We start from the raw sequence: 26,711 nt of genomic DNA, 5'->3' as shown, positions 1-26,711 counted from the left end.
GCCCCCGAAAGCTATAATCCCCCCATCTCTCCTTTAAAAACGGGAATGTCTATGATCCGCAGTATGACCGCCTACGCCCGGCGTGAAATCAAGGGTAGCTGGGGTAGCGCCACATGGGAAATGCGCTCGGTAAACCAGCGTTACCTGGAAACGTATTTCCGTATGCCGGAGCAGTTCCGCAGCCTTGAGCCTGTTGTACGCGAGCGTATTCGTACGCGTCTGACGCGCGGTAAAGTGGAATGTAACCTGCGCTTTGAGCCTGATGCCAGCGCACAGGGCGAGCTGATCCTCAACGAAAAACTGGCGAAACAGCTCGTGAATGCGGCGAACTGGGTCAAAATGCAGAGCGATGAAGGTGAAATCAACCCGGTTGATATTCTGCGCTGGCCTGGCGTCATGGCCGCCGGTGAGCAGGATCTGGATGCCATTGCCGCTGAAATCCTGGCAGCCCTCGACGGCACGCTCGACGACTTTATCGTTGCCCGCGAAACCGAAGGTCAGGCGCTGAAAGCGATGATTGAGCAGCGCCTTGAAGGCGTGAGCACCGAAGTGGCGAAAGTCCGCGCCCATATGCCGGAAGTGCTGCAGTGGCAGCGCGAACGCCTTGTCGCCAAACTGGAAGAAGCGGAAGTTCAGCTGGAAAACACCCGTCTGGAACAAGAGCTGGTGCTGATGGCGCAGCGTATCGATGTCGCTGAAGAGCTGGACCGTCTGGAAGCGCACGTTAAAGAGACCTACAACATTCTGAAGAAGAAGGAAGCGGTGGGTCGCCGTCTGGACTTTATGATGCAGGAGTTCAACCGTGAGTCGAACACCCTGGCGTCTAAGTCGATCAATGCTGAAGTGACGAATTCAGCGATTGAGTTGAAAGTGCTGATTGAGCAGATGCGCGAGCAGATTCAGAACATCGAGTAATGCCTTTCGGGTGGTGTCGACTGCACCACCCATTATTTTTTCTAATCCATATCAACATCCGTTTTTACGTTTTACCGCCTATCACCAAGCCTGCTCAAGATAAATTAATAAAATTTTATAGGGCAACCTGACTCGCCTTAGAAAATCTCAATCGTGATCTTGCGCACAAATCGCTAACCTCCCCGCGTTCACACCGGAGGGTCTATGCTGCTTCACATCCTTTATCTCATTGGCATCACCGCAGAAGCCATGACCGGCGCGCTTGCCGCCGGACGTCGCCGTATGGACACCTTCGGCGTAATCATTATTGCTACCGCGACCGCGCTTGGCGGTGGTTCCGTGCGCGATATCCTGCTTGGCCATTACCCGCTCGGCTGGGTTAAACACCCTGAATACGTGATTATTGTGGCGACTGCTGCCGTGTTAACCACCATCGTGGCGCCCGTTATGCCCCATCTTCGCCGCCTGTTCCTGGTGCTTGATGCGCTGGGGCTGATCGTCTTTTCGATCATCGGTGCGCAAATCGCGCTCGATATGGGGGAAGGACCGGTTATCGCCACCATTGCCGCCGTGGTCACGGGCGTATTCGGCGGTGTGCTGCGCGATATGTTCTGCAAGCGCATTCCTCTGGTCTTTCAAAAAGAACTGTATGCCGGCATCTCCTTTGCGGCAGCGGTGCTTTATATCGCCCTGCAGCATTACGTTTCTAACCATGATGTGGTGGTCATCTCGACGCTACTGTTTGGCTTTACGGCCCGCATGCTGGCGCTGCGTCTGAAGCTCGGGCTGCCCGTTTTTCATTACAAACACAGCGCACACTAGTTTCAGAACCCGTTGATGTGCTGTTCAGCGAGCCATTTCGCCAGCACATCAATCTGAGGCACGAGCATCCAGTTAACGATTTGTCGCGCTTTTTCCTCTCCCGTTCCCGGCAGGGCCTGCCAGTCCTTTGCGTTGCGCCCGCTCATCTTCTGCCACGATATGTCTCCCATCGCCTTCAGCGAAGCCTGCGTCATTGGCACACCCAACGCCATGAGCCAGCGGATAAACGGCTTCTCGCGCACCAGATTAAATCGGTGCCAGAGCGCCAGCCCGCGTGCTGAGGAAAACCCCGGTGTAGACTGCAGCTGCGCCTGAGTTAATAACAGCCATGAAAAGAGATGTTCAAAATGATGCGCCTGCCAGAGGGTACGCCAGCCTGACTCGCCTAATCCTTCAATATCAAGCACCTGCTTTGAACTGAGCCAGGTCAGCCGGGCAAAGAACTGCTCCATACACTCCGGGGAAGCGTAGAAACAGCTAAGCGAATGATAACGCGAGGCCGGAGGCTCTGGTTTATGTCTGTCCGTCCCGCGCCAGAGCACTTTATCAAACCGGGGGATACCCTGCCCGGCCAGGCTGATCTGTATCTGATCCCCCGGGGCAATATCCAGTATCTGCCAGCGCCCAACCGAGCCCAGGCTCACCCGCTGCACCTGTTTATCATCCAGTTGCACGGGTTCCAGCGCGGCTACAACGGAAATTTTGCCCGTTCGCCCCACGGAAAAATGAATATTACTCACCTCAGCAACCTGGGCTGTAGGCGCATATTTCCACGCAACGACCCAGTTGCCTTCTCCCGGTAACCAATCTTCGCCAGCAGGTTCATCCTCCGAACGCACCACAATGCCATCCGTGGCAAAGGGTAATGCGGTCACGTGCCAGGCCGCGCGCTGTTTCTCGACGCCATCAACAGATTCGGCGGGAAGCGTATACCGTGCCGACAGCGTAAAACCAGCCTGAGACAGTTCAGCTAAAGAGGTCTGCATATCTTTCGGTCCGTCCGGCCAGGACCAGATGAATACGCCGATCTTGCTCAATAGCGAGTTATCCTTTTGCCGCATCATCGCCCCCGCCACCTTTGCACGAGCGTTCATTCCGCCCATCTGCTGCTGAATGTGGTTGTCGCGCAACCAGAAGAGTTCGCCCTGTAAGACGCTGTTCGCCAGCTTGCCGGTGAGCTTTTGCGGAACAGACGGGACTAAACGCACCTTCCCGGTCCAGTCTTCCCCTTTCAGGCCATCACCACGACTGATGGCCTGGGTTAACTTCCCGTCACGATAGACCAGCGTCACCGCCACACCGTCAACTTTCGGCTGCAGCCACAGATGTTGCCGCGCACGCATCCACTGTCTCAGTTCCTCTTTGCTGGCCACCTTATGCACGCCCGTATGGGCAACAGGATGTTTTACGCTCCCCGTCAGCGCGGGGAGTTTCTCTTCTGAAGGCTCACTGCCAAAACAGCGCTGCCACTGCGTTAAACGCCCGTGAAGCTGGTCGTAAACCTCGTCGTTGATCTCGCTCACGCCCTGCTTCCAGTAAGCCTCATCCCAGCGTTTGATTTGCGCGCTTAACGACGCCATCTCTTTCTCTGCTTTTGCCTGCGACCACACCGGACACATCGCCGCGCCATAACCGCACCACAACAGCATTAACCCGCTTATCCATCGCCACATCGCTACCCCTCCTTTGCGTTGCAGGAGGTATACCCGGATGCCTGAAACAACGCTAACGGCAACGTTTCGCATTGCGAGACGCTATCCAGTATTTCTTTTGGTTGCTGAAAACCACAGATAAAACCTGAAAACGGCACGCAAAATTCAATAATCGAGGGGAAAAAGTGTGACAAAGGCTACGTCACACGGCGGTGACGTGTATAATAAGCCCGTATGTAGGACTTCTTCGTTAACACATACAAAAGACTCTCATGGCTCAAGGCACGCTTTATATTGTTTCTGCCCCTAGTGGCGCGGGTAAATCCAGCCTTATTCAGGCACTGTTAAAAACCCAACCGTTGTACGACACACAGGTTTCTGTTTCTCACACCACGCGCCAGCCGCGTCCGGGTGAAGTGCACGGTGAACACTATTTCTTTGTGGATCACGACGAATTCAGAGCGATGATCGGCAGAGACGCGTTTCTTGAACACGCTGAAGTATTTGGTAATTACTACGGTACTTCGCGTGAAACCATTGAGCAGGTTCTGGCCACGGGCGTGAATGTGTTCCTGGATATCGACTGGCAGGGCGCACAGCAAATTCGCAAGAAAATGCCTGACTCGCGCAGTATCTTTATTTTACCGCCATCGAAAGATGAGCTGGATCGCCGTCTGCGTGGCCGCGGTCAGGACAGCGAAGAAGTGATCGCAAAGCGTATGGAACAGGCTGTTGCAGAAATGAGCCATTACGCGGAATATGATTACCTTATTGTGAATGATGATTTTGATGCCGCACTGAGCGATCTCAAAACCATTCTTCGTGCAGAACGTCTGCGTATGAGCCGCCAGAAGCAGCGACATGACGCATTAATCACCAAACTGTTGGCAGACTGAACCCACTTTCAGTATCATGCCCAGTCATTTCTTCACCTGTGGAGCATTTTAAGTATGGCACGCGTAACTGTTCAGGACGCTGTAGAGAAAATTGGTAACCGTTTTGACCTGGTGCTGGTCGCCGCGCGTCGCGCTCGTCAGATGCAGGTAGGCGGTAAAGATCCGCTGGTACCGGAAGAAAACGATAAAACCACCGTTATTGCACTTCGCGAAATCGAAGAAGGTCTGATCAACAACCAGATCCTCGACGTGCGTGAGCGCCAGGAGCAGCAAGAGCAGGAAGCCGCAGAACTGCAGGCCGTAACCGCTATTGCTGAAGGTCGTCGTTAATTAAACCTGCGGGTCGCCCTTGTATCTGTTTGAAAGCCTGAATCAACTGATTCAAACCTACCTGCCTGAAGACCAGATTAAGCGTCTTCAGCAGGCGTATCTCGTTGCACGTGACGCTCACGAGGGCCAGACACGTTCAAGCGGTGAACCCTATATCACGCACCCGGTAGCGGTGGCCTGTATTCTGGCCGAGATGAAACTCGACTACGAAACGCTCATGGCCGCTCTGCTGCACGACGTGATCGAAGATACCCCTGCCACTTACCAGGACATGGAACAGCTGTTTGGCAAAAGCGTTGCCGAACTGGTGGAAGGGGTCTCTAAGCTTGATAAGCTGAATTTCCGCGACAAGAAAGAGGCGCAGGCCGAAAACTTCCGCAAGATGATTATGGCGATGGTGCAGGATATCCGCGTCATTCTCATCAAACTCGCTGACCGTACCCACAACATGCGCACGCTGGGCTCACTTCGCCCGGATAAACGTCGCCGCATTGCCCGTGAAACCCTCGAAATCTACAGTCCGCTGGCGCACCGTTTAGGTATTCATCACATTAAAACCGAGCTGGAAGAGCTGGGTTTTGAAGCGTTGTACCCGAACCGCTATCGCGTGATTAAAGAGGTGGTGAAAGCCGCACGCGGTAACCGTAAAGAGATGATTCAAAAGATCCTCTCTGAAATCGAAGGGCGCTTACAGGAAGCGGGGATCCCGTGCCGCGTCAGCGGTCGCGAGAAACACCTGTACTCCATCTACTGCAAAATGGTGCTCAAAGAGCAGCGTTTTCACTCGATCATGGATATCTACGCCTTCCGCGTCATTGTCCATGACTCGGACACCTGTTATCGCGTGCTGGGGCAGATGCACAGCCTCTACAAACCGCGTCCGGGTCGCATGAAAGATTACATCGCCATTCCAAAAGCGAACGGCTATCAATCTTTGCACACCTCGATGATTGGTCCGCACGGTGTGCCTGTTGAGGTGCAGATCCGCACCGAAGACATGGACCAGATGGCAGAGATGGGGGTTGCCGCACACTGGGCGTATAAAGAGCACGGTGGCGAAAGCAGCACGACCGCACAAATCCGCGCCCAGCGCTGGATGCAGAGCCTGCTGGAGCTTCAGCAGAGTGCGGGCAGCTCGTTTGAATTTATCGAGAGCGTTAAATCCGATCTCTTCCCGGATGAGATTTACGTTTTCACCCCAGAAGGTCGCATTGTCGAACTGCCTGCGGGCGCAACGCCAGTCGACTTCGCTTACGCCGTGCATACCGATATCGGGCATGCCTGCGTCGGCGCGCGCGTCGACAGACAACCTTATCCACTGTCTCAGCCGCTCTCCAGCGGCCAGACGGTAGAAATTATTACCGCGCCGGGTGCACGTCCTAACGCGGCCTGGCTGAACTTTGTCGTGAGCTCCAAAGCACGCGCCAAAATTCGTCAGTTGCTGAAAAACCTCAAGCGTGATGATTCCGTCAGCCTGGGGCGTCGTCTGCTCAACCACGCGTTGGGCGGCAGCCGTAAGCTGGCTGAAATTCCGCAGGAGAACGTCCAACGTGAGCTGGAGCGCATGAAGCTTACGTCGCTTGACGACTTGCTGGCAGAGATTGGCCTCGGCAACGCCATGAGCGTGGTGGTGGCGAAGAATCTGCAGCAAGGCGACACGACAGCGGTGCCGGCAACCACGCAAAGCCACGGACACCTGCCGATTAAAGGCGCGGACGGCGTGCTGATCACCTTCGCAAAATGCTGTCGTCCAATTCCTGGCGATCCGATTATTGCGCACGTCAGCCCGGGCAAAGGGCTGGTTATCCACCACGAATCCTGTCGTAACATTCGCGGCTATCAGAAAGAAGCCGAGAAGTTTATGGCGGTCGAGTGGGATAAAGAGACCGCGCAGGAATTTATCACCGAAATTAAGGTGGATATGTTCAACCACCAGGGTGCCCTGGCGAATCTGACGGCAGCGATCAACACGGCTTCGTCCAACATTCAGAGCCTGAATACGGAAGAGAAAGATGGCCGCGTGTATAGCGCCTTTATTCGTCTGACCGCTCGCGACCGCGTGCATCTGGCGAATATTATGCGCAAGATCCGCGTCATGCCGGACGTGATTAAAGTCACCCGAAACCGAAACTAGGTTTATGAATTCACAACGTTATGCACGTATCTGCGAAATGCTCGCCAGGCGTCAGCCTGACCTGACGGTCTGCATGGAGCAGGTGCATAAACCTCATAACGTCTCTGCTATCGTTCGTACCGCAGATGCCGTCGGTGTGCATGAAGTGCACGCCGTCTGGCCGGATGGCCGTATGCGCAATACGGTCTCGGCGGCGGCAGGCAGCAACAGCTGGGTGTCTGTTAAAAATCATCACACCATTGGCGAAGCCGTATCGCACCTGAAAGGGCGCGGGATGCAGATCCTGGCCACTAACCTGTCCGCTAAAGCCGTAGATTTCCGCGAGATCGACTACACCCGCCCGACCTGCATTTTGATGGGTCAGGAGAAAACCGGGATCACCCAGGAAGCGCTGGATCTGGCGGATCGGGACATCATCATTCCGATGATCGGCATGGTCCAGTCTCTTAACGTCTCCGTGGCGTCCGCGCTCATTCTGTATGAAGCGCAGCGCCAGCGTCAGAACGCCGGGATGTACGAGCGCAGCAACAGCATGCTGCCGGAAGAGGAACAGCAGCGCCTGCTGTTTGAAGGTGGCTATCCGGTGCTGGCTCGCGTTGCGAAGCAGAAAAAATTGCCTTACCCCCACGTCAACGCGCAGGGCGAAATTGAAGCCGATGCCGAGTGGTGGGCCACCATGCAGTACGCCGGGTAAGCGATGAAAGGCCGCCTGCTGGATGCCATCCCGCTTAACAGCCTGACGGGCGTGGGCGCGGCGCAAAGCAATAAGCTGGCAAAAATTGGCCTGCACACCATTCAGGATCTCCTGCTTCACCTCCCCCTGCGTTACGAAGACCGCACCCAGCTCTATAAGATTGGCGATCTCCTTCCTGCCATTTACGCCACCGTTGAAGGCGAAGTCCTGAACTGCAACATCACCTTCGGCGGGCGCCGGATGATGACCTGCCAGATCAGCGACGGCACCGGCATTCTCACCATGCGTTTTTTCAACTTCAGCGCGGCGATGAAAAACAGCCTGGCGACGGGCCGCAGGGTGCTGGCCTATGGCGAAGCCAAACGCGGGAAATACGGCGCAGAGATGATCCACCCGGAGTACCGCGTGCAGGGCGATCTCAGCACGCCGGAGCTGCAGGAGACGCTCACCCCGGTTTACCCGACGACGGAAGGCATCAAGCAGGCGACGCTGCGTAAGCTCACCGATCAGGCGCTGGAGCTGCTGGATACCTGCGCCATTACCGAGCTGCTGCCGCCCGAGCTGGCGCAGGGCATGATGAGCCTGCCCGAGGCGCTGCGCACCCTGCACCGCCCGCCGCCAACGCTGCAGCTCAGCGACTTAGAAAGCGGCAAACACCCCGCCCAACGGCGTCTTATCCTTGAGGAATTACTGGCCCATAACCTGAGCATGCTGGCGCTTCGCGCGGGCGCGCAGCGTTTCCACGCCCAGCCCTTAAGTCAGAATGATGAGCTCAAAGATAAGCTGCTGGCCTCCCTGCCGTTTAAACCCACCGGCGCACAGGCGCGCGTCACCGCCGAAATCGAACGCGATATGGCGCTCGACGTGCCGATGATGCGCCTGGTGCAGGGCGACGTGGGGTCCGGTAAAACGCTGGTCGCCGCCCTGGCGGCCCTGCGCGCGATCGCCCACGGTAAACAGGTGGCGCTCATGGCGCCGACCGAGCTGCTGGCCGAGCAGCACGCCAATAATTTCCGCGCCTGGTTTGCGCCGCTGGGGATTGAAGTGGGCTGGCTTGCCGGGAAGCAAAAAGGCAAAGCGCGCCTTGCGCAACAGGAGGCTATTGCCAGCGGGCAGGTGCAGATGATTGTCGGCACGCACGCCATCTTCCAGGAGCAGGTGCAGTTTAACGGCCTTGCGCTGGTGATTATCGACGAGCAGCATCGCTTCGGCGTGCACCAGCGTCTGGCATTATGGGAGAAAGGCCTGCAGCAGGGCTTCCACCCGCATCAGCTAATCATGACCGCTACGCCGATCCCGCGCACCCTGGCGATGACGGCCTACGCCGATCTGGATACCTCCACCATCGACGAACTACCGCCGGGCCGTACGCCGGTCACAACGGTCGCCATTCCTGACACGCGCCGCAGCGATATCATCGACCGCGTGCGCAACGCCTGCACCCATGAAGGGCGTCAGGCCTACTGGGTCTGTACGCTGATTGAAGAGTCGGAACTGCTGGAAGCGCAGGCTGCCGAAGCCACGTGGGAAGAGCTTAAGCTGGCACTGCCGGAGCTGAACGTGGGCCTGGTTCATGGACGCATGAAGCCTGCCGAAAAACAGGCGGTGATGCAGTCGTTTAAGCAGGGCGAGCTGCATTTGCTGGTCGCCACGACGGTCATTGAAGTGGGCGTGGACGTCCCGAACTCCAGCCTGATGATTATCGAAAACCCGGAGCGCCTGGGCCTTGCCCAACTCCACCAGCTGCGCGGGCGCGTTGGCCGTGGCGCGGTAGCGTCCCACTGCGTCCTGCTCTACAAAGCCCCGCTCTCAAAAACAGCCCAGATGCGGTTGCAGGTGCTGCGCGACAGCAACGACGGTTTTGTGATTGCGCAAAAAGACCTGGAGATCCGCGGCCCGGGCGAACTGCTGGGCACGCGTCAGACGGGGAACGCGGAATTCAAAGTGGCGGATTTGCTGCGCGATCAGGCCATGATCCCCGAGGTTCAGCGCCTCGCCCGCCACATTCATGAACGCTACCCCGAGCAGGCGGCAGCGTTAATTGAGCGCTGGATGCCGGAAACCGAACGCTATTCCAACGCCTGATTTCAGGCAAACATCGGCAGCATCAGGTACAGCTTAATCACCAGCGCGTTGACAATATCAATAAAGAACGCCCCGACCATTGGGACCACCAGAAACGCCATGTGCGAAGGCCCGAAGCGTTCGGTGATCGCCTGCATGTTGGCGATAGCCGTTGGGGTAGCCCCCAGACCAAACCCGCAGTGACCCGCCGCCAGCACCGCCGCATCGTAGTTTTTGCCCATCATGCGCCAGGTCACGAACATGGCGTACAGCGCCATAAACAGGGCCTGCACCGCCAGAATCGCCACCATCGGCAGCGCCAGCGAGGCCAGCTCCCACAGCTTGAGGCTCATCAGCGCCATCGCCAGGAACAGCGACAGGCAGACGTTGCCGAGCACCGACACCGCCCGTTCAAACACGCGGTAGAAGCCCATCAGCGCCAGGCCGTTGCTCAGGATCACCCCGATAAACAGCACGCAGACAAACGTCGGCAGTTCAAACGCTGAGCCCGCCAGCCATTGCGCAACCACTTTGCCCACGGTCAGGCAGATGGCGATCATCGCGATGGTTTCAATCAGCACCAGCGAGGTAATGCTGCGCCCGACGTCCGGCTTTTCAAACGCGGTCGGCACCAGCTCATCGTCCGGCCTGCCGTCCGGTGTGGTGGAGTGCTTCACCAGATAGCGCGCCACCGGGCCGCCAATCAGGCCACCCAGCACCAGCCCAAAGGTCGCGCAGGCCATCGCCACCTCTGTCGCGTTTTCAAACCCGTAGCGCTCGATGAACAGCTTGCTCCATGCGGCCCCGGTACCGTGGCCGCCCGAAAGGGTAATTGACCCCGCCAGCAGCCCCATCAGCGGATCCAGTCCCAGCAGCGTCGCCATCCCGATGCCGATAGCGTTTTGCATCAGCAGCAGCCCCACCACCACAATCAGGAATACGCCGAGCACTTTACCGCCCGCCCGCAGGCTCGCCAGATTGGCGTTCAGGCCGATGGTGGCAAAGAAGGCAAGCATCAGCGGGTCCTTCAGGGACATATCAAAATCGATTTCCCAGCCCATGCTTTTTTTCAGTATCAGCAGGGCCAGCGCCACCAGCAGACCACCGGCGACAGGTTCAGGAATGGTGTATTTCTTCAGAAGGGAAACGCTATGTACCAGCTTACGGCCAAGCAGTAAGACCAGCGTTGCGGCAACAAGTGTCGACAACGTATCGAGATGAATCATAGAAGGCTCCTGTTTTGCGCGTGTTCCATACACACGCGGCGTTATCCTGGGCCGGTTTGCGCTCTTCATGAGCTCCCGGCGCGAAAAAGTGTAATTTTTTTTCCCGATGCGTTGTAGAAAACCTGCTCACAGCGGCAGATTTTCTTCCCTTTTTTTGCTGGCAATCGTTTGCTTTTACCAGGTGGTCAGATAAAATGCCCGCTTTTCCACCGTGGGATTGCCGCCGATGTCCGTTAACACCATAGAGTCGCCTGATGCGCAACCGATTGCGCAGAAGCAAAATAGCGAACTGATTTACCGCCTTGAAGACCGCCCGCCGCTGCCGCAAACGCTGTTCGCCGCCTGCCAGCATCTTCTGGCGATGTTTGTTGCGGTGATCACCCCGGCGCTGCTGATTTGCCAGGCGCTCGGTTTACCGGCGCAGGACACGCAGCACATTATCAGCATGTCTCTTTTTGCCTCCGGCGTGGCCTCGATTATTCAAATTAAAGCGTGGGGTCCGGTGGGGTCGGGATTATTATCGATTCAGGGCACCAGCTTTAACTTCGTGGCGCCCCTGATCATGGGCGGTACGGCCCTGAAAACCGGCGGTGCAGATGTCCCGACCATGATGGCGGCGCTGTTCGGCACGCTGATGCTGGCCAGCTGTACGGAGATGGTGATCTCCCGCGTTCTGCATCTGGCTCGCCGCGTTATCACCCCGCTGGTTTCCGGCGTCGTCGTGATGATTATCGGCCTGTCGCTGATTCAGGTGGGTCTTACCTCCATCGGCGGCGGCTATGCCGCAATGAGCGACCACACCTTCGGCGCGCCGAAAAACCTGCTGCTGGCAGGCGTCGTGCTGGCGATCATTATTCTGCTTAACCGTCAGCGTAACCCTTACCTGCGCGTGGCCTCGCTGGTGATCGCCATGGCGGCGGGTTACCTGCTGGCGTGGGCGCTGGGCATGCTGCCGGAGAACACCGCGCCGACCAACAGCGCACTGATCACCGTTCCTACGCCGCTGTACTACGGTCTGGGCATTGACTGGGGTCTGCTCCTGCCGCTGATGCTGGTCTTTATGATCACCTCTCTGGAGACCATCGGTGATATCACCGCCACCTCCGACGTCTCCGAGCAGCCGGTGTCCGGCCCGCTGTACATGAAGCGCCTGAAAGGCGGCGTGCTGGCGAACGGCCTGAACTCGTTTGTCTCTGCGGTATTCAACACCTTCCCGAACTCCTGCTTCGGTCAGAACAACGGCGTGATCCAGCTGACCGGCGTGGCCAGCCGCTACGTTGGCTTCGTGGTGGCGCTGATGCTGATCGTCCTCGGCCTGTTCCCGGCGGTGAGCGGCTTTGTGCAGCACATCCCTGAGCCGGTGCTGGGCGGCGCAACGCTGGTGATGTTCGGGACGATCGCGGCCTCCGGCGTGCGTATCGTCTCCCGCGAGCCACTGAACCGCCGCGCGATCATGATTATCGCCCTGTCACTGGCCGTCGGTCTGGGCGTTTCCCAGCAGCCGCTGATCCTGCAGTTTGCACCTGACTGGGTAAAAAACCTGCTCTCTTCCGGCATTGCCGCAGGCGGTATCACCGCTATCGTGTTGAACCTCGTTTTCCCGCCTGAGAAAAATTGATTTCTCTCACGGCAGGCAGTCAATGCCTGCCGTGACATCTAATTACACCATTCCCGCCTTGAGGATTGCGCATAAATCGTGCATAACTCCCTTATGTGCGTTTTGCGGGATGGAAGACCATGAAATTTATTGGAAAGCTCCTCATCTATCTTCTGGTAGCCCTGCTCATTGTGATGCTGGCGCTCTACATTCTGCTCCAGACCCGCTGGGGCGCGTCTCAGGTCAGCAGCTGGGTGACGGTGAATACCGATTACGAACTCAGTTTCGACAAGATGAATCACCGCTTTTCGTCGCCTTCCCACCTCATTCTGGAAAACGTCACCTTCGGTCGGGACGGAAAACCCGCCACCCTGGTTGCCAAAAAAGTGGATATCGGCCTGAGTAGCCGCCAGATAACCGATCCGCTGCACGTGGACACCATCACCCTGTTCGACGGCACGCTTAATCTCTCCCCACAGACCGCGCCGCTGCCTTTCCAGGCCGATCGTCTGCAGTTGAACAACATGGCGTTCAACAGCCCGAATACCGAATGGGACCTGAGCGCGCAGAAGGTGACGGGCGGCGTCAGCCCATGGCAGCCGGAAGCGGGCAACGTGCTGGGTAATCACGCGCAGATCCAGATGAGCGCAGGCTCGCTGACTCTGAACGGCGTACCGGCCACCAACGTGCTGATCGAGGGCCAGCTTAACGGCAAGGAGGTGGTGCTGAACACGATTGGTGCCGATATGGCCCGCGGCTCACTCACCGGCTCCGCCCTGCGCAACGCCGACGGGAGCTGGATTATCGACACCATGCGCCTGAACGAAATCCGCCTGCAGAGCGATAAAATGCTGACCGCGTTCTTCGCGCCGTTGGCCACTATCCCCTCTCTGCAGATTGGTCGTCTGGACGTGACCGACGCCCGACTTCAGGGCCCGGACTGGGCGGTGACCGATCTCGATTTAAGCCTGCGCAACCTGACTCTCAGCAAAGGCGACTGGCAGAGCCAGGAAGGCCGCCTGTCGATGAACGCCAGCGAGTTTATCTACGGCTCGCTGCATCTGTTTGACCCGATCCTGAATGCGGAGTTTTCCCCGCAGGGAATGGCGCTGCGTCAGTTTACCTCCCGCTGGGAAGGCGGCATGGTGCGCACCTCCGGCAACTGGCTGCGCGACGGTAAAGCGCTGGTGCTGGACGATGTCGCCATCGCCGGGCTGGAGTACACCCTGCCGCAGAACTGGAAAACGCTGTGGATGGCGCCTCTGCCGGAATGGCTGAACAGCGTCACGCTGCAAAAATTCGGCCTAAGCCGCAACCTGGTGATCGACATCGATCCTGCCTTCCCGTGGCAGATCACTTCTCTGGATGGCTATGGCGCAAACCTGCAGCTGGTGAAAGATCGCCAGTGGGGCGTCTGGGGCGGCAGCGCGACCCTGAACGGCGCGGCGGCGACCTTTAACCGCGTCGACGTACGTCGTCCGTCGCTGGCGCTGAATGCCAACGCCGCCACGGTGAACATTACCGACCTGAGCGCGTTTACCGAGAAAGGTATTCTGGAAGCAACGGCGACGGTTTCTCAGCTTCCGCAGCGGCAGACTACGGTGAGCCTGAACGGGCGCGGCGTGCCGCTCAACGTACTGCAGCAGTGGGGCTGGCCTGCGCTGCCGATTGCGGGCGACGGCAATATTCAGCTCACCGCCAGCGGCAGCGTGCAGGCCAATGCGCCACTGAAGCCAACGGTGAACGGCAAGCTGAGTGCAGTGAATATGGATAAACAGCAGGTGCAGCAGACGATGGCGGGCGGTGTAGTTTCAACACCGCCCTCACCCCAGCCCTCTCCCTGAAAGGGAGAGGGGAATTAAAGGTGAACCACCACCTCATTCCCCTCCGCTTTCACCACCACACCCCACTCGCTGCCCGCGTGTGAGCCGCCTTTCACGCCATTCACCTTCTGCACGTTGCGCAAGCACACCGACCAGTTTTGCGCGTCTCCCGCGCCGGTAAGGGTCACGGTGTCGCCCTGACGCGATGCCTTCAGCGTAAACGCCACCGCGCCGTCCGCCGCAGGCACTTCGCTCACCGCCGTTGCGCCATCGTCCAGGTTAAACAGCTGAAAGGCTGTCCCCTCGTGCCACGCGTAGTCCGGCTTCTGGTTATTATTGCCCAGCGCCAGCAGCGTGTTGTCGCGCACGTAGACCGGCAGGCTCATGAAATCGTGCTGCTGCTTATGCCAGCGGCTACCCTGAATTTCGTCGTTGTGCCACAGGTGCGTCCAGCGGCCTTCCGGCAGGTAGAACTGCACGTCCCCCGCCTCGGAGAACACCGGTGCCACCATCATTGCATCCCCCAGCATGTACTGGCGGTCGAGGTAATCACATGCCGGATCGTCCGGGAACTCCAGCATCATCGCGCGCAGCATCGGCGTGCCGAACTCACGGGCCAGCGCCGCCTGACGGTACAGGTACGGCATTAGTTGGCATTTCAGCTGCGTGAAGTGGCGCACCACGTCGCAGGACTCGTCATCGTAGGCCCACGGCACGCGGTAGGATTTACTGCCGTGCAGGCGGCTGTGGCTGGAGAACAGCCCGAACGCGCACCAGCGTTTGTAGACGTGCGCCGGGGCGGTGTTTTCGAACCCGCCGATATCGTGGCTCCAGAACCCGAAGCCGGAAAGGCCAATCGACAGCCCGCCGCGCAGGCTCTCGGCCATCGATTCATAGTTGGCGTAGCAGTCGCCGCCCCAGTGCACCGGAAACTGCTGCGCACCGACGGACGCGGAGCGGGCAAACAGCACCGCCTCTTCCTCCCCCACCGTCTCTTTCAGCACGTTCCACACCAGCTCGTTATAGATGTAGGCGTAGTGGTTGTGCATCTTCTGCGGATCGGCCCCGTCAAACCACTGCACGTCCGTCGGGATACGCTCGCCGAAGTCGGTCTTGAAGCAGTCGACGCCGATCTCCACCAGGCCTTTCAGCTTGTCGGCATACCACCGGCACGCGTCCGGGTTGGTAAAGTCATAAATCGCCAGCCCCGGCTGCCATTTGTCCCACTGCCACAGGGTGCCGTCCGGGCGCTTGAGCAGGTAGCCCTTCGCTTTCAGCTCCTGGAAGATCGGGGATTTCTGGCCGATGTACGGGTTAATCCACACGCAGACCTTCAGCCCCTTCTCTTTCAGGCGGCGGATCATGCCTTCCGGATCCGGGAAGGTCACCGGGTCCCACTCGAAATCGCACCACTGGAAGGCCTTCATCCAGAAGCAGTCGAAGTGGAACACGTGCAGCGGCAGGTCGCGCTCGGCCATGCCGTCGATAAAGCTGTTCACCGTCGCTTCGTCGTAGTTGGTGGTGAACGAGGTGGTGAGCCACAGGCCGAACGACCAGGCAGGCGGCAGCGCCGGACGCCCGGTGAAACGGGTATAGCGGTTTAATACCTCTTTTGGCGTCGGGCCGTCGATCACGAAGTATTCGAGATATTCCCCTTCCACGCTGAACTGCACTTTGGAGACCTTCTCGGAGCCGACTTCAAACGAGACGTTCTCGGGATGATTCACCAGCACGCCGTAGCCGCGATTGGTCAGGTAGAACGGGATATTTTTGTAGGACTGCTCGGTGCTGGTGCCGCCGTCGCGGTTCCAGGTTTCGACCGTCTGGCCGTTGCGCACCAGCGCGGTAAAGCGCTCGCCGAGGCCGTAGACCGTTTCCCCCACGCCCAGATCCAGACGTTCGAACACGTAATTGCGGTCGGCGTTGGTATCCTGCACGTAGCCGTTGTTTTTCAGCTGGCTGCCGGTAATGCGCTGGCCGTTACGCAGGAAATCCAGCGCCCAGAACTCGCCTTTGGTGACGCGCACGCTGACGCTGCCGCTTTTCAGCTCGGCAAACTCGGCGTTGTTTTCAATCTCTACCTTCACGTCCTTCAGAACGTTCAGCGGATAGTGCGGGCCGTTGTTCAGCGCGCCCTGGAAATGCTCAATGCGCACCCCGACAATCCCTTCCTGCGGGGCAAACAGGCGCACCGTGAACATCAACGTGTCGAGCTGCCAGGTGCGTTCGCGCACGTCGCGCGGCGCCACGTACACCACCAGGTCATTGCCCTGCTGCTCCACGTCGAACACCTGAACCGGATACGTCACGTTCAGGCCCGGTTGAATAAGCCAGTTTCCATCACTGATTTTCATACTCTCGTCCTCTTAGCTCTGTAATTCTTTGCTGACCGGCAGGGTTTCAAACTCCTGCTGATTGCGGCGCGCGCCCTGCGCCAGCTCGCCCAGGATTTTGGTCAGGAAGGGGGTTTTCAGCGTGTAGTAGCGTTTGGCGATAATGGCGCTCAGCACGTAGCAGACCGCCGGGGCCAGGGTAAACAGGCCGATAATGATGCTGATGGTCGCGCTGTTCTGGGTTTTAGCTGCCGCGTCGTAGCCTCCGCCTGCCAGCATCCAGCCGATCATCGCCCCGCCCAGCGCCAGACCGAGCTTCAGCACGAACAGCGTGCCCGCAAAGCTGATGCCGGTCAGGCGTTTGCCGTTGGTCCATTCGCCGTAGTCGACGGTATCTGACATCATCACCCACTGAATCGGCGTCACCAGCTGGTGCAGCACGCCAATGACGAAGATAAAGGCGAACATCAGCACGGTGGCATGCATCGGCACGAAGAACATCGCCACGCTGACCACCGCCAGCGCGGCGTTGGTCCACCAGAAGATGCTGACCTTGCACTTCCAGTCGGTGAGCGGTTTCGCCAGCGCGGAGCCGATCAGGTTGCCAACGCAGTAGGTGGTGAGGAACGCGACGAACACTTCCGGCGAGCCCATGATCCAGGTGCAGTAGTACATCATCGCGCCGCCGCGCACGCAGACGGCGAGGATGTTGAGGATGGTCAGCACGCCGACGATGCGCCACTGGTCGTTTTGCCAGATATCGCGCAGGTCTTCCCGCATGGAGGTGGTGCTCGGCGGCACCTGGATGCGCTCTTTGGTGGTAAAGAAGCAGAACGCCAACATCAGGAACGCGACCACCGACAGCACGGCGATCCCGCCCTGGAAGCCGAACGCCTTATCGTCGCCGCCAATCAGGTTCACCAGTGGCATCATCAGCACCGTAGAGAGCATGCCGCCCGCCGTCGCCAGCACAAAGCGCCAGGACTGCAGGGAGATACGCTGCGTCGGGTCATTGGTGATCACGCCGCCCAGCGCGCAGTAGGGGATGTTGACCACGGTATAGAGCAGGGTCAGCAGGGTGTAGGTAATGGCGGCATACACCATTTTGCCGTTGAGGCTGAGGTCCGGCGTGGTATAGGCCAGCACGCAGACGATACCGAACGGGATGGCGCCAAACAAAATCCACGGACGGAACTTGCCCCAGCGGCTGCGGGTGCGGTCGGCGATCAGCCCCATGCACGGGTCGGAGATCGCATCCAGCGCGCGCGCCAGCAGGAACATGGTGCCGACAAACCCGGCGGGAATGCCGAAAATATCGGTGTAGAAAAACATCATGTACAACATAACGTTATCAAAAATGATGTGGCTGGCGGCGTCACCCATGCCGTAGCCAATCTTCTCTTTTACTGACAATACTTCGCTCATCTTTTTTTATCCTTCACGCTGTAGGGGGCGCTGAGACCGGTTACAGAGTTTTAAACCATTGTTTCAGGAGCGGGTATTGCGTTTTCTGATTAGCAGATTACGTTTCTTGTTTTTTGTGATCGCGGTAAATGTTGGGAAGCAGAAGGGCTAACATGAGGATTTTCTTAGGAATTACCTGAAACAGGGGGGTACAGGTCAAAAGAGAGGTGAAAAAAGTGGTGTGGGGTATGTGGTAAATGCCTGAAAGTAGCTATAATGCGCCCCGCCTCCATGTAGCAATCGAGGCGCGGAAGATCGTCATCTCCGGTGAGGTGGCTGGACTTCAAATCCAGTTGGGGACGCCAGCGTTCCCGGGCAGGTTCGACTCCTGTGATCTTCCGCCAAAATCATTCCTTTTTATACAAACTTTCTAGTGCTGCCAATAAGTCCCTTAATCCACTGTTAAAATCATTTCTAAAATCTGCGTATTTTTTTGTTTTTAACAACTCAGGTATTTTGCAATCTTTCAAAAGTAAAGGAAGTACATGAATACGATCATGCTCAATCTCATTCCAATACTTACTTTGCCATTCTCTCTCAACCCATTTTGAAGAAATAGCATTTTCAGAAAGGATGACAATTACAAAATCAGCTTCCTCTAATCCGTTAGAAACTCGTTCAGGTATACTTTCACCAACTTTAATATCCCATTCATCCAACCATGGGATATATCCATTTGCTTCAAGATCCAAGCATAACATTTTTGCAAATGGTTTATCCAATGACGAATGGGAGATAAAGACTTTAGCTCCACTTGGTTTACTCATGTAGCGCTGCTCCACAATTTTTTCTAGAAGAGTAGTTTCAACGTAATGTAACTCTGAAAAATAACTACTTAATTTTTTATATGGAATTCTTTTTTTAACATTAAAAGGTGAGCATAACTCTGTAAGCTCATTTTTCCTTTTCATTAGATCATTCATTGAAGGATAGTCTAAATCATCATAAGGGATAGCGTAGTGCTCTGTAGCTAACAAAAAATTACCAAAATAGACAATAGCAACTGGAGTAATATTCTCGTTGTTTTCCAGACTATCATTTTCATCCCATTCAAAAGCTTCTGGAAAAATCAAATCATCATCATCGTAATAACCAATACGCCCTTTAAATTTCCCAGAGACTACTTTAACGGCACCATATCGATCCATTTCTTTAGGCATAGCTGAATCCTATATTCTCAATATTAACCCTTAGGTTCAATATTCCTTAATCGCAAAGCCTCCCTCGCCAGTTCCTTCAACCAACTGGCGAGACTCATCCCTTCCTCAGCCGCCACAGCGTCCAACTGCTCCTTCAATGCCGGATCAATACGCATTTTAAACTGCGGAGACTGCCCGCCGCCCTTTGGTTTTTTTCGCGCGATATGATTAACATGAAGCCACCTATCCATCTACTCTGGCACACATAGGAGGCCACCTAAACCTCCTGTATTTGCAACGCTCCGATGTGCGGGAACACAGCCAGAGCGTCTAACCTCACCAACTATCAAGGAGTTGATTATGGCTGATTCGCATTCTACCCCAGACACCGACCAATCCGGAACCGAGCGTTCATTAATTGTGGGATACCACCCGAATGTTTTCGACAAATCCACGCCGAAAATCATCCTTCCGGCAAGTGGCTGCGCACAGCAGGTTTTGATACCGGACAACAGGTCACGGTAAAGGTCATGAAAGGGTGCTTCGTTCTGGTGGCGTATAACGAGCAGGAGCAGCGTTTGCAGGACGATTATAAACGGACGAAGGCAAAGCTCATTGAGATAGAGGACGCGCTTGCGGCGATCCAAATTCCGCATGCTGGAAAGCGCCTCGCAAAATCAAATACAAACCACCTGGCTTAGCGGCTGTTTCTGGCATACTACGGGCTTACAGGCATCAACCTTATGACGCGGAGGCAGCATGACATATGAAGAATTAATAAATTCACCAGCTGGTGAGTTCGTCATGTTTGCCAGCAAGGATGGAAAAGTTCGCATTGAATGCCGCTTCGAAAGTGATACTTTGTGGCTCTCGCAGGCTACGATCTGTGAGTTATACGGCAAAGCCAAAGCCACGATCAGCGGGCATATCAAGAATATTTTTGATGAGGGTGAGCTGGTCGAAAATTCAGTTGTTCGGTTTTACCGAACAACTGCCAGCGATGGTAAAGTATATAACGTTCAATATTTTAGCCTGCCCGTCATTCTCGCTATCGGCTATCGCGTCCGCTCAACACGAGGCACACAGTTCCGCCAGTGGGCCACCCAAACGCTGCAGGAATATCTGGTTAAAGGCTTCGTTATGGACGACGAGCGCCTGAAAAATCCACCTGTCGGATCATCCGCTGTACCTGACTATTTCGATGAAATGCTGGAACGCATTCGCGATATACGGGCCAGCGAACGCCGGGTCTATCTCCGCGTGAGGGAGATTTTTGCGCTAGCCGCTGATTATCAGCCATCACTCAAAGAAACCACGCAATTCTTCCAGACCATCCAGAATAAACTGCATTTCGCCTGCACGGGTCTTACCGCTGCTGAGTTGATTCATCAACGTGCGGATGCCACTCAACCGCATATGGGGCTGACCAGCTATAAAGGCGAAGAAGTCCGTAAAAGCGATGTCACCACTGCAAAAAATTATCTGTCTCAGGATGAGGTGAGCGAATTAAATCGTGTCGTTAATATGTGGCTCGATTTTGCCGAAGATCAGGCCAAACGCCGCAAGCAGGTATTTTTACGAGACTGGCAAACCAAACTCGATCAGTTCCTGCAATTTAACGACCGGGACGTTTTAGAAAGGGCAGGCAAAATCAGCAAGAAAGCGGCTGATGAAAAGGCGTGCTCAGAATACATTGAGTTTGAAAAAAAGCAGCGCCTGCTGAAAGAAGCCGAAGGTGAGAAAGATATCATCGGCTTATTAAAATGGGATAAGCAGGCTAAGCGCTAATCCCGATTCAACCGCATATGCAACAACGGAAACGGATTCCCCTGCCCGTCCAGTTCCGAGCGCCCGACCTGCTCAAACCCCATATGGCGATAAAACGCGACGCCCTGCGGGTTCTGCTCATTCACGTCCACTTCGTTCGCGCCGAACGCTGCGATGGCGTGGTTCAGCAGCAATTTCCCAACGCCCTTCCCGCGACTCGCATCGTCAACAAACAGCATTTCAATGCGGTTTTCATCCACGCCTAAAAAGCCGTGAATAATGCCTGCATCATCGCGGGCCATCACGACGGTGAGGTTTGGCAGATACGCGTTGAGCAATAACGGACGCAGCGCCGCGATATCGCTTTCCTGTAAAAAGTGATGGGTTGCGCGGACGGAGGATTCCCAGATCGCGACCAGACGTTCAAAGTGTGAGGGGAGTGCGGTTTCTATTTTCATGGGGGGATCATGATTGGAAAACCGAACTATTTCAAGCCACGCTTTGCGGTCTGTTCCCCCTCACCCTGGCCCTCTCCCTCAGGGAGAGGGAACCGATTGTGCTAAACCCTAATCTCCATCACCGCGTACACCCCGTCCTTCGGCACCACCACGGTGACCTTTTCCACCGGCACGCCCGCCGCGAGGTGGATATCCTGCAGCTGCTGCAGCGTCCTCGTGTGAATATCCTCCCAGCCGATACCACGCAGCACAAAGTCAATGTGCGGGCTACTGGTGAGCATGTTCGACACAATCACCGCCCCGCCGGGCTTGACCAGCCGCAGCGCGCGCTGGAGGAAAGTCACCGCATCGGTATCGTTGAAGTATTCGAAGATCCCCAGCGCATCGACCAGTTCGGCCTGATGCTCGCCCAGCTCCAGCAGCAGGTCCTCGTTACGCACCAGCGTATGGAGCAGGTTGCGCCTGAGCAGCGTCAGCTGTTCACCCACCACAATGCCTTCCTGCGCCGCCATGGTTTCGGCCCAGCTGAGCGCCACCGGGTCTTTGTCCACCAGCGTGAGATAGACCTGCTGGCCGTCGAGCTTTGCTTCACGCAGCGCCTCCAGCACCGGAATGGCGGCACCGCTCGCGAGGCTGACCCAGTTGTTCTCGCTCTCATTGTGAATGTACTTATCCACCAGCGCGGCCAGCACCCTGGCGCGGGAACGCACGCCAACCGCATCGTTAGCGTGGATAAACCACTGGCGGCTGTCGCTGTCCATTTTAGTGCCGTCGGGCAGGCGATCTTCCAGCGGGTTTTGCACCACAAACAGCGCCAGCGCGGAGGGCACCAGCCGGGTGCGCCACGCGGTGAGCGCCGGGCGGTTGCGGAAGGCCTGTTCGGAATAGCGGTTCTGCGGGACAAGCACGGCCTGCCCGCCCTCGTCGTATTCCACCCTCGGCGGCCGGAGCGCTGGCTCGGCTTTCAGGGCGCGGTCAAGGGAGGCGATCTCGCGGGCAGCATCGTCTTTCATCGGCCACTGGTCGCTGACGTCGGGAAATGACGCGCTGAAAATCGTCATATTTTCCGGCGCATCGCCGCGAAAAGGCTGCCAGTTCATGTCGACTTCCCTCCGTTAGGCTTTTAACGGAAGTCTATCCAGGCGAGCCAGTAATGCCCCAGGAAGAAAGCACGATTTTTATTGCTTCACCCACACCAGCTCGTCAACACGGAAGCCCAGGCTGCGCGCGGTGTTCAGGTAATCCTGCTTCACCGCATCCGGGATGGTCGGCGTGCGCGACAAAATCCACAGGTAATCGCGGTTCGGGCCGCTGACCAGCGCGTACTGGTACTTATCGTCCAGCCTGATTACGTTATACCCGCCGTAGAACGGGCCGAAGAAGGAGACCTTCAGCGCGGCCGTGGTCGGTTCACCGGTAAAGTACGCTTTCCCCTCGCTCTCATTCCATTTGTTCTTCACCGGATCGTAACCCCGGTTGAGCACGCTGATGCCGCCGTCGCTGCGCTTGCCGTAGGTGGCGGTTACCTGCTCCAGCCCGCGTTCAAAGCGGTTTTCCAGACGGGCGACCTCATACCATTTGCCGAGATAGCGGCTGGCGTCAAAACCGGAAATAGGCTGCACGCCCTTCGGCGGCGTGGGGGATTTACAGGCGACCAGCGTCAGCGCAATGGCAACACCGGTCACGACAGGCCATAGCTTCATGAGAATTCCTTTCATTTGCACGGTTGGACGTTAAGTGTAGTGCACCGTTTCGGCGCTTCATCCCGTTCGGGAAAATTCGTAGTATATTGAGAGTATTCCTCCACTCTGGACACGGACATGGCTTACTCCATCGGCGAATTCGCCCGACTCAGCGGCATCACCGCCACCACCCTGCGGGCGTGGCAGCGTCGCTATGGTTTACTCAAGCCACAGCGCACGGAAGGCGGCCATCGCCAGTACAGCGATGAGGACGTCCAGCAGGCGCTCAAAATCCTCGACTGGGTAAAAAAAGGTGTTCCGATTGGCCAGGTCAAACCGCTGCTGGAACGCCCGACGCCGGGCCGGACCAACAACTGGCAAACCCTGCAGCAGAACATGCTGCAACGCCTGCAGGACGGCAAAGTCGAATCCCTGCGCCAGATGATTTACGACGCCGGACGCGAGTACCCAAGGCCGGAGCTGGTCGCGAACGTGCTGCGCCCGCTGCGCAGCCAGGTTTCGGCCAACGTCGCCGCCGCCATGACCCTGCGCGCGATCCTCGACGGCATCATCATCGCCTACACCTCGTTTTGCCTCGAAGGCGATAAAAAAGCGCCGGGCGATAATATTCTGCTCAGCGGCTGGCACCTCAACGACGCCTGCGAGATCTGGCTCGAAGCCTTAACGCGCACCGGACAGGGCCACAGGATCGACATCCTGCCGGTTCCGCCTGACGCGCTGGCACCGGAAATTTTCCCGGAGCGTAAATGGCTGCTGGTCACCAGCGGCAAACTCACCGCCGGGCGGAAAAAGCAGCTGGAGCAGTGGCAGCAGCAGGTATCGCTTGAAGTGATTATCCTCTAATCATTTTCTCCTGCGGGAATCTTCACGAAAAGTTGAATATTTTCCCGCGCCGCAGATGCTAACGTTTTCCTGTGACTAATAATTCCACAGGAAAACATCATGAAAAAAACTGCCCCTCTGCTGATCCTGGCCTCGATGGCCTTTGCCCCTGCCGCCTTTAGCGCCCCGGCCGGCACCCTGAGCGTACACATCCTCGACCAGCAAACCGGGATGCCGCCATCAGACGTGACCGTTACGCTGGAGAAGCAGCAGCAGGACAAATGGACCCCGATTGCCAGCGGCAAAACCGACCACGACGGCCGTATCAAATCGCTCTATCCGCAGGATCAGGACATGCAGCCTGGCGTGTATAAAGTGACCTTCAAAACCGCAGATTACTTCCACGGCAAAAAGCTCGACTCCTTCTTCCCGGAGATCCCGGTGCTGTTTACCGTGACCCGCACAAACGAGAAACTGCACATCCCGCTTCTGCTGAGTCAGTACGGTTACTCGACCTACAAGGGCAGTTAAGACGCATTGATTTTAAAGGATTATAAAAAATAGTTCCGCGAATACTTGGACAAATTAGTCATGTTGTGTAAGTTTTAGTTATATGAACGGGAGGACAACACCATGACAACGAAACCTGTGCTCGGTATTAGCGGATGTTTGACCGGATCCGCCGTTCGCTTTGACGGCGGACACAAGCGTATGGGCTTCGTCATGGATGAGCTGGCCCAGTGGGTGAATTTCAGGCCCGTCTGCCCGGAAATGGCCATCGGCCTGCCGACCCCTCGCCCGGCGCTGCGTCTGATCGTGACGGAACACGGTGAAACGCAGATGCGTTTTAGCCATGCGCCTCACGAAGACGTTACGCAGAAAATGGCGGACTTTACGGCAGATTTTTTGGCGAAAATCGGCGATCTCGCTGGTTTTATCGTCTGCGCTAAATCCCCAAGCTGCGGCATGGAACGCGTGCGTCTGTATGATGAAAACGGCAACCGGGGCCGCAAGGAGGGGGTCGGGCTGTTCACCGCCGCCCTCCTTGAAACCTGGCCGTGGCTGCCTGTGGAAGAGGACGGACGTCTGCACGATCCGGTGCTGCGGGAAAACTTTGTCGAACGTGTTTTTGCCCTGCACGAACTGAACGCGCTGCGTAAAAATGGGCTCACGCGCCGTGCACTGCTGGACTTCCACAGCCGTTACAAACTTCAGCTGCTGGCGCACCATCAGGCAGGCTACCGTGAAATAGGCCCGTTCGTTGCCTCGCTGCACGAGTGGGAAGACCTGGATGCCTTCTTCGTGGCGTATCGGGAAAAGCTGATGACCATCCTGAAAAAACCCGCCTCGCGGAAAAATCACACCAACGTGCTGATGCATATTCAGGGGTATTTCCGTAGCCAGCTGAACACCCGCCAGCGCGGCGAGCTGCGCGACGTGATCCTGCACTATCGCAACGGGCAGTTGCCTATTCTCGCCCCGATAACGCTGCTGAAGCACTACCTGGCCGAATACCCCGACCGATATCTGATGACGCAAAACTACTTTGATCCCTATCCTGATGATTTGGGTCTGCGTCTGGCAGTCAAGTGATCATAAAAATGCGAAGGCCCCATTGACCCGTAGAGGCCCAAAGCAGTACCCCGTTTAGACGACATCCTCACTGTCGTCTCTTTTTTGCATTTTATCTCAAAGGCTGTGATTATATACAGGCCTATTCTGCAAAAGGGGCCTGCCTGTGATCAACACCCTGCACATTCAAAACTATCGCTCCATCCGCGAGATGTCGCTGGAGCTGGAGCAGCTCAACATCGTCTTCGGGCCGAACGGTACCGGGAAATCGAATATCTACAAGGCGATACACCTGATGCACAGCGCCGCCCAGGGGCAGTTTTCCCAGGCGCTGGCGAACGAGGGCGGCATTCTGAAGGTGTTCTGGGCAGGCAAAACCCGCAGCGACCAGCTGCGGCGGATGAACCTCGCGGTGGAAACAGAGACCTACGAATACGAGCTGCAGGTCGGGTTTGTGGAGAAGCTGCCCTATCCCTCGCAGTTTCAGCTCGACCCGGTGATCAAAGAGGAGTCCATCTGGCTGAGCGGCCAGCACCGTCGGCCTTCGTCACAGCTGATGAAACGTAAGAACCAGGCGGTCTTTCTGAACAACGTGCATCACGAGGAGGTGACCCACAGCGGCACGCTGTACGAGAACGAATCGGTATTCGGACAGCTCGGCGAACCGCACCTTTACCCGGAAGTGTCCCAGATGCGCGAATCCCTGCGTAACTGGCGCTTTTATCATGAGTTTTCCGTCTCATCGGGCTCGGCGATGCGGGCTCCGCAGGTCGGTTTCCGCTCCCCGGTGCTGGCCAGCGACGGTGCCAACCTGGCGGCCGCGTTTCAGACTATCGTGGAGATTGGCGACGAGCTGCTGCTGATGCGCATCCTCGACCAGGCCTTCCCCGGCTGCGTGTTTTACAGCGACAACACCGGCGGACGGTTCCGGATGATGATGCAGCGCGAGGGGCTGAGCAGGCCGCTGGAACCGGCGGAGTTCTCCGACGGCACCCTGCGCTTCCTGTGCCTGGCGGTAGCGCTGTTAAGCCCGCGCCCACCGGCGTTTATCGCGTTGAACGAACCGGAAAACAGCCTGCACCCGCAGATGCTGCCTGCCCTGGCGAGCTTAATCGCCGAGGCCAGCCGCTACTCGCAGATCTGGCTCACCAGCCACTCGCCGGAGCTGGCGAAGTTGATTGAGAAGCAGAGGTCGTTTTCGCTGTATCAGCTGTCGATGGTTGAGGGGGAGACGAGGGTGGAGAGGCTGGGGTAGCTTAACCCCAAAACTAAAATGGCCGCCAGACTTTTCAATCTGTTA

Annotated in this window: 23 protein-coding genes, 1 tRNA gene and 1 pseudogene; 16 read left to right on the top strand and 9 right to left on the bottom strand. The window is 56.9% G+C overall.

Annotation, left to right across the window (positions count from 1 at the left end):
* Nucleotides 1–51: 51 nt before the first annotated feature.
* Both BM007_RS18955 and BM007_RS18950 read left to right on the top strand, forming a co-directional pair.
* Nucleotides 52–915 carry a YicC/YloC family endoribonuclease gene (locus BM007_RS18955; RefSeq protein WP_090420358.1) on the top strand — a complete coding sequence of 288 codons (864 nt, stop codon included), beginning with the start codon at nt 52–54 and terminating at the stop codon, nt 913–915.
* A gap of 204 nt (nt 916–1,119) precedes the next feature.
* The gene (locus BM007_RS18950; RefSeq protein WP_023334014.1) at nt 1,120–1,737 is read left to right on the top strand and encodes a trimeric intracellular cation channel family protein; all 618 of its coding nucleotides are present in this window, start codon (nt 1,120–1,122) and stop codon (nt 1,735–1,737) included.
* A gap of 2 nt (nt 1,738–1,739) precedes the next feature.
* Here BM007_RS18950 and ligB read toward each other — a convergent pair whose 3' ends face one another.
* Nucleotides 1,740–3,410, bottom strand: a complete 1,671-nt coding sequence (ligB, locus tag BM007_RS18945) for an NAD-dependent DNA ligase LigB (RefSeq protein ID WP_090420356.1) — start codon at nt 3,408–3,410, stop codon at nt 1,740–1,742.
* Nucleotides 3,411–3,661: 251 nt separating this feature from the next.
* Between ligB and gmk the strand changes: the two genes are divergently transcribed.
* Genes gmk through recG form a run of 5 tightly spaced genes read left to right on the top strand, consistent with a single transcriptional unit; the run spans nt 3,662 to nt 9,528 of the window.
* On the top strand, nt 3,662–4,285 hold the full coding sequence (gmk, locus tag BM007_RS18940) for a guanylate kinase (protein WP_008502674.1): 624 nt from the start codon (nt 3,662–3,664) through the stop codon (nt 4,283–4,285).
* Between the two features lie 54 nt (nt 4,286–4,339).
* Nucleotides 4,340–4,615, top strand: coding sequence for a DNA-directed RNA polymerase subunit omega (gene rpoZ, locus BM007_RS18935; RefSeq protein WP_000135058.1), 276 nt, complete (start codon nt 4,340–4,342; stop codon nt 4,613–4,615).
* A gap of 19 nt (nt 4,616–4,634) precedes the next feature.
* Complete coding sequence (gene spoT / locus BM007_RS18930) at nt 4,635–6,749, top strand: bifunctional GTP diphosphokinase/guanosine-3',5'-bis pyrophosphate 3'-pyrophosphohydrolase (protein ID WP_024906643.1); 2,115 nt, start codon at nt 4,635–4,637, stop codon at nt 6,747–6,749.
* A gap of 4 nt (nt 6,750–6,753) precedes the next feature.
* The gene (gene trmH, locus BM007_RS18925; RefSeq protein WP_024906644.1) at nt 6,754–7,443 is read left to right on the top strand and encodes a tRNA (guanosine(18)-2'-O)-methyltransferase TrmH; all 690 of its coding nucleotides are present in this window, start codon (nt 6,754–6,756) and stop codon (nt 7,441–7,443) included.
* 3 nt (nt 7,444–7,446) lie between these two features.
* Nucleotides 7,447–9,528, top strand: coding sequence for an ATP-dependent DNA helicase RecG (gene recG, locus BM007_RS18920; protein WP_048992796.1), 2,082 nt, complete (start codon nt 7,447–7,449; stop codon nt 9,526–9,528).
* 2 nt (nt 9,529–9,530) lie between these two features.
* Here recG and gltS read toward each other — a convergent pair whose 3' ends face one another.
* Complete coding sequence (gltS, locus tag BM007_RS18915; RefSeq protein WP_032650701.1) at nt 9,531–10,733, bottom strand: sodium/glutamate symporter; 1,203 nt, start codon at nt 10,731–10,733, stop codon at nt 9,531–9,533.
* 226 nt (nt 10,734–10,959) lie between these two features.
* Between gltS and xanP the strand changes: the two genes are divergently transcribed.
* Together xanP and BM007_RS18905 are read left to right on the top strand one after the other, a co-directional pair.
* Complete coding sequence (xanP, locus tag BM007_RS18910; RefSeq protein WP_014881972.1) at nt 10,960–12,351, top strand: xanthine/proton symporter XanP; 1,392 nt, start codon at nt 10,960–10,962, stop codon at nt 12,349–12,351.
* A 119-nt stretch (nt 12,352–12,470) separates the two neighbouring features.
* Nucleotides 12,471–14,174, top strand: a complete 1,704-nt coding sequence (locus tag BM007_RS18905) for an AsmA family protein (protein ID WP_090420354.1) — start codon at nt 12,471–12,473, stop codon at nt 14,172–14,174.
* A 14-nt stretch (nt 14,175–14,188) separates the two neighbouring features.
* Here BM007_RS18905 and yicI read toward each other — a convergent pair whose 3' ends face one another.
* Together yicI and BM007_RS18895 are read right to left on the bottom strand one after the other, a co-directional pair.
* Entirely contained in the window at nt 14,189–16,507 is a 2,319-nt protein-coding gene (yicI, locus tag BM007_RS18900; protein WP_090420351.1) for an alpha-xylosidase, read from the bottom strand.
* Between the two features lie 12 nt (nt 16,508–16,519).
* Nucleotides 16,520–17,911, bottom strand: coding sequence for a glycoside-pentoside-hexuronide family transporter (locus BM007_RS18895; RefSeq protein WP_090420348.1), 1,392 nt, complete (start codon nt 17,909–17,911; stop codon nt 16,520–16,522).
* 288 nt (nt 17,912–18,199) lie between these two features.
* Between BM007_RS18895 and BM007_RS18890 the strand changes: the two genes are divergently transcribed.
* A tRNA-Sec gene (locus BM007_RS18890) sits at nt 18,200–18,294 on the top strand.
* A 3-nt stretch (nt 18,295–18,297) separates the two neighbouring features.
* Here the strand turns inward: BM007_RS18890 and BM007_RS18885 are convergent.
* Together BM007_RS18885 and BM007_RS23455 are read right to left on the bottom strand one after the other, a co-directional pair.
* Nucleotides 18,298–19,110, bottom strand: a complete 813-nt coding sequence (locus tag BM007_RS18885; protein WP_090420346.1) for a toll/interleukin-1 receptor domain-containing protein — start codon at nt 19,108–19,110, stop codon at nt 18,298–18,300.
* A 23-nt stretch (nt 19,111–19,133) separates the two neighbouring features.
* On the bottom strand, nt 19,134–19,340 hold the full coding sequence (locus BM007_RS23455; RefSeq protein ID WP_090420343.1) for a hypothetical protein: 207 nt from the start codon (nt 19,338–19,340) through the stop codon (nt 19,134–19,136).
* A gap of 109 nt (nt 19,341–19,449) precedes the next feature.
* Between BM007_RS23455 and BM007_RS18875 the strand changes: the two are divergent.
* A pseudogene (locus tag BM007_RS18875) lies at nt 19,450–19,790 on the top strand (SymE family type I addiction module toxin).
* 58 nt (nt 19,791–19,848) lie between these two features.
* Nucleotides 19,849–20,877, top strand: a complete 1,029-nt coding sequence (gene rhuM, locus BM007_RS18870) for a virulence RhuM family protein (RefSeq protein WP_139210928.1) — start codon at nt 19,849–19,851, stop codon at nt 20,875–20,877.
* On the opposite strand, the gene BM007_RS18865 is transcribed toward rhuM, so the two are convergent.
* From BM007_RS18865 to BM007_RS18855, 3 genes are all read right to left on the bottom strand, one after another.
* Nucleotides 20,874–21,314, bottom strand: coding sequence for an acetyltransferase (locus BM007_RS18865; protein WP_090420337.1), 441 nt, complete (start codon nt 21,312–21,314; stop codon nt 20,874–20,876). The two genes, rhuM and BM007_RS18865, sit on opposite strands and share 4 nt — an antisense overlap.
* Nucleotides 21,315–21,415: 101 nt before the next feature.
* A complete protein-coding gene (locus BM007_RS18860) occupies nt 21,416–22,414 on the bottom strand; it encodes a class I SAM-dependent methyltransferase (protein WP_090420335.1) in 999 nt (332 codons plus the stop codon).
* A 78-nt stretch (nt 22,415–22,492) separates the two neighbouring features.
* On the bottom strand, nt 22,493–23,017 hold the full coding sequence (locus tag BM007_RS18855; RefSeq protein ID WP_090420332.1) for a lipocalin family protein: 525 nt from the start codon (nt 23,015–23,017) through the stop codon (nt 22,493–22,495).
* 117 nt (nt 23,018–23,134) lie between these two features.
* Here BM007_RS18855 and BM007_RS18850 point away from each other — a divergent pair, with 117 nt between their 5' ends.
* The 4 genes from BM007_RS18850 to BM007_RS18835 all read left to right on the top strand — a co-directional run bounded on the left by BM007_RS18850 (nt 23,135) and on the right by BM007_RS18835 (nt 26,666).
* A complete protein-coding gene (locus BM007_RS18850; RefSeq protein ID WP_090420330.1) occupies nt 23,135–23,860 on the top strand; it encodes a MerR family transcriptional regulator in 726 nt (241 codons plus the stop codon).
* Between the two features lie 99 nt (nt 23,861–23,959).
* Complete coding sequence (uraH, locus tag BM007_RS18845; protein WP_024906656.1) at nt 23,960–24,370, top strand: hydroxyisourate hydrolase; 411 nt, start codon at nt 23,960–23,962, stop codon at nt 24,368–24,370.
* Between the two features lie 102 nt (nt 24,371–24,472).
* Complete coding sequence (locus BM007_RS18840; protein WP_090420327.1) at nt 24,473–25,432, top strand: YbgA family protein; 960 nt, start codon at nt 24,473–24,475, stop codon at nt 25,430–25,432.
* 145 nt (nt 25,433–25,577) lie between these two features.
* Nucleotides 25,578–26,666, top strand: a complete 1,089-nt coding sequence (locus BM007_RS18835) for an AAA family ATPase (protein ID WP_090420324.1) — start codon at nt 25,578–25,580, stop codon at nt 26,664–26,666.
* Nucleotides 26,667–26,711 lie beyond the last annotated feature (45 nt).

It is taken from the genome of Enterobacter sp. NFIX59 (assembly GCF_900113755.1).
In the GTDB taxonomy this organism is placed as follows: Bacteria; Pseudomonadota; Gammaproteobacteria; order Enterobacterales; family Enterobacteriaceae; genus Enterobacter; species Enterobacter pseudoroggenkampii.
Note: the sequence above shows the minus strand (reverse complement) of the source record. Positions and strands in the feature narration are given on the sequence as shown.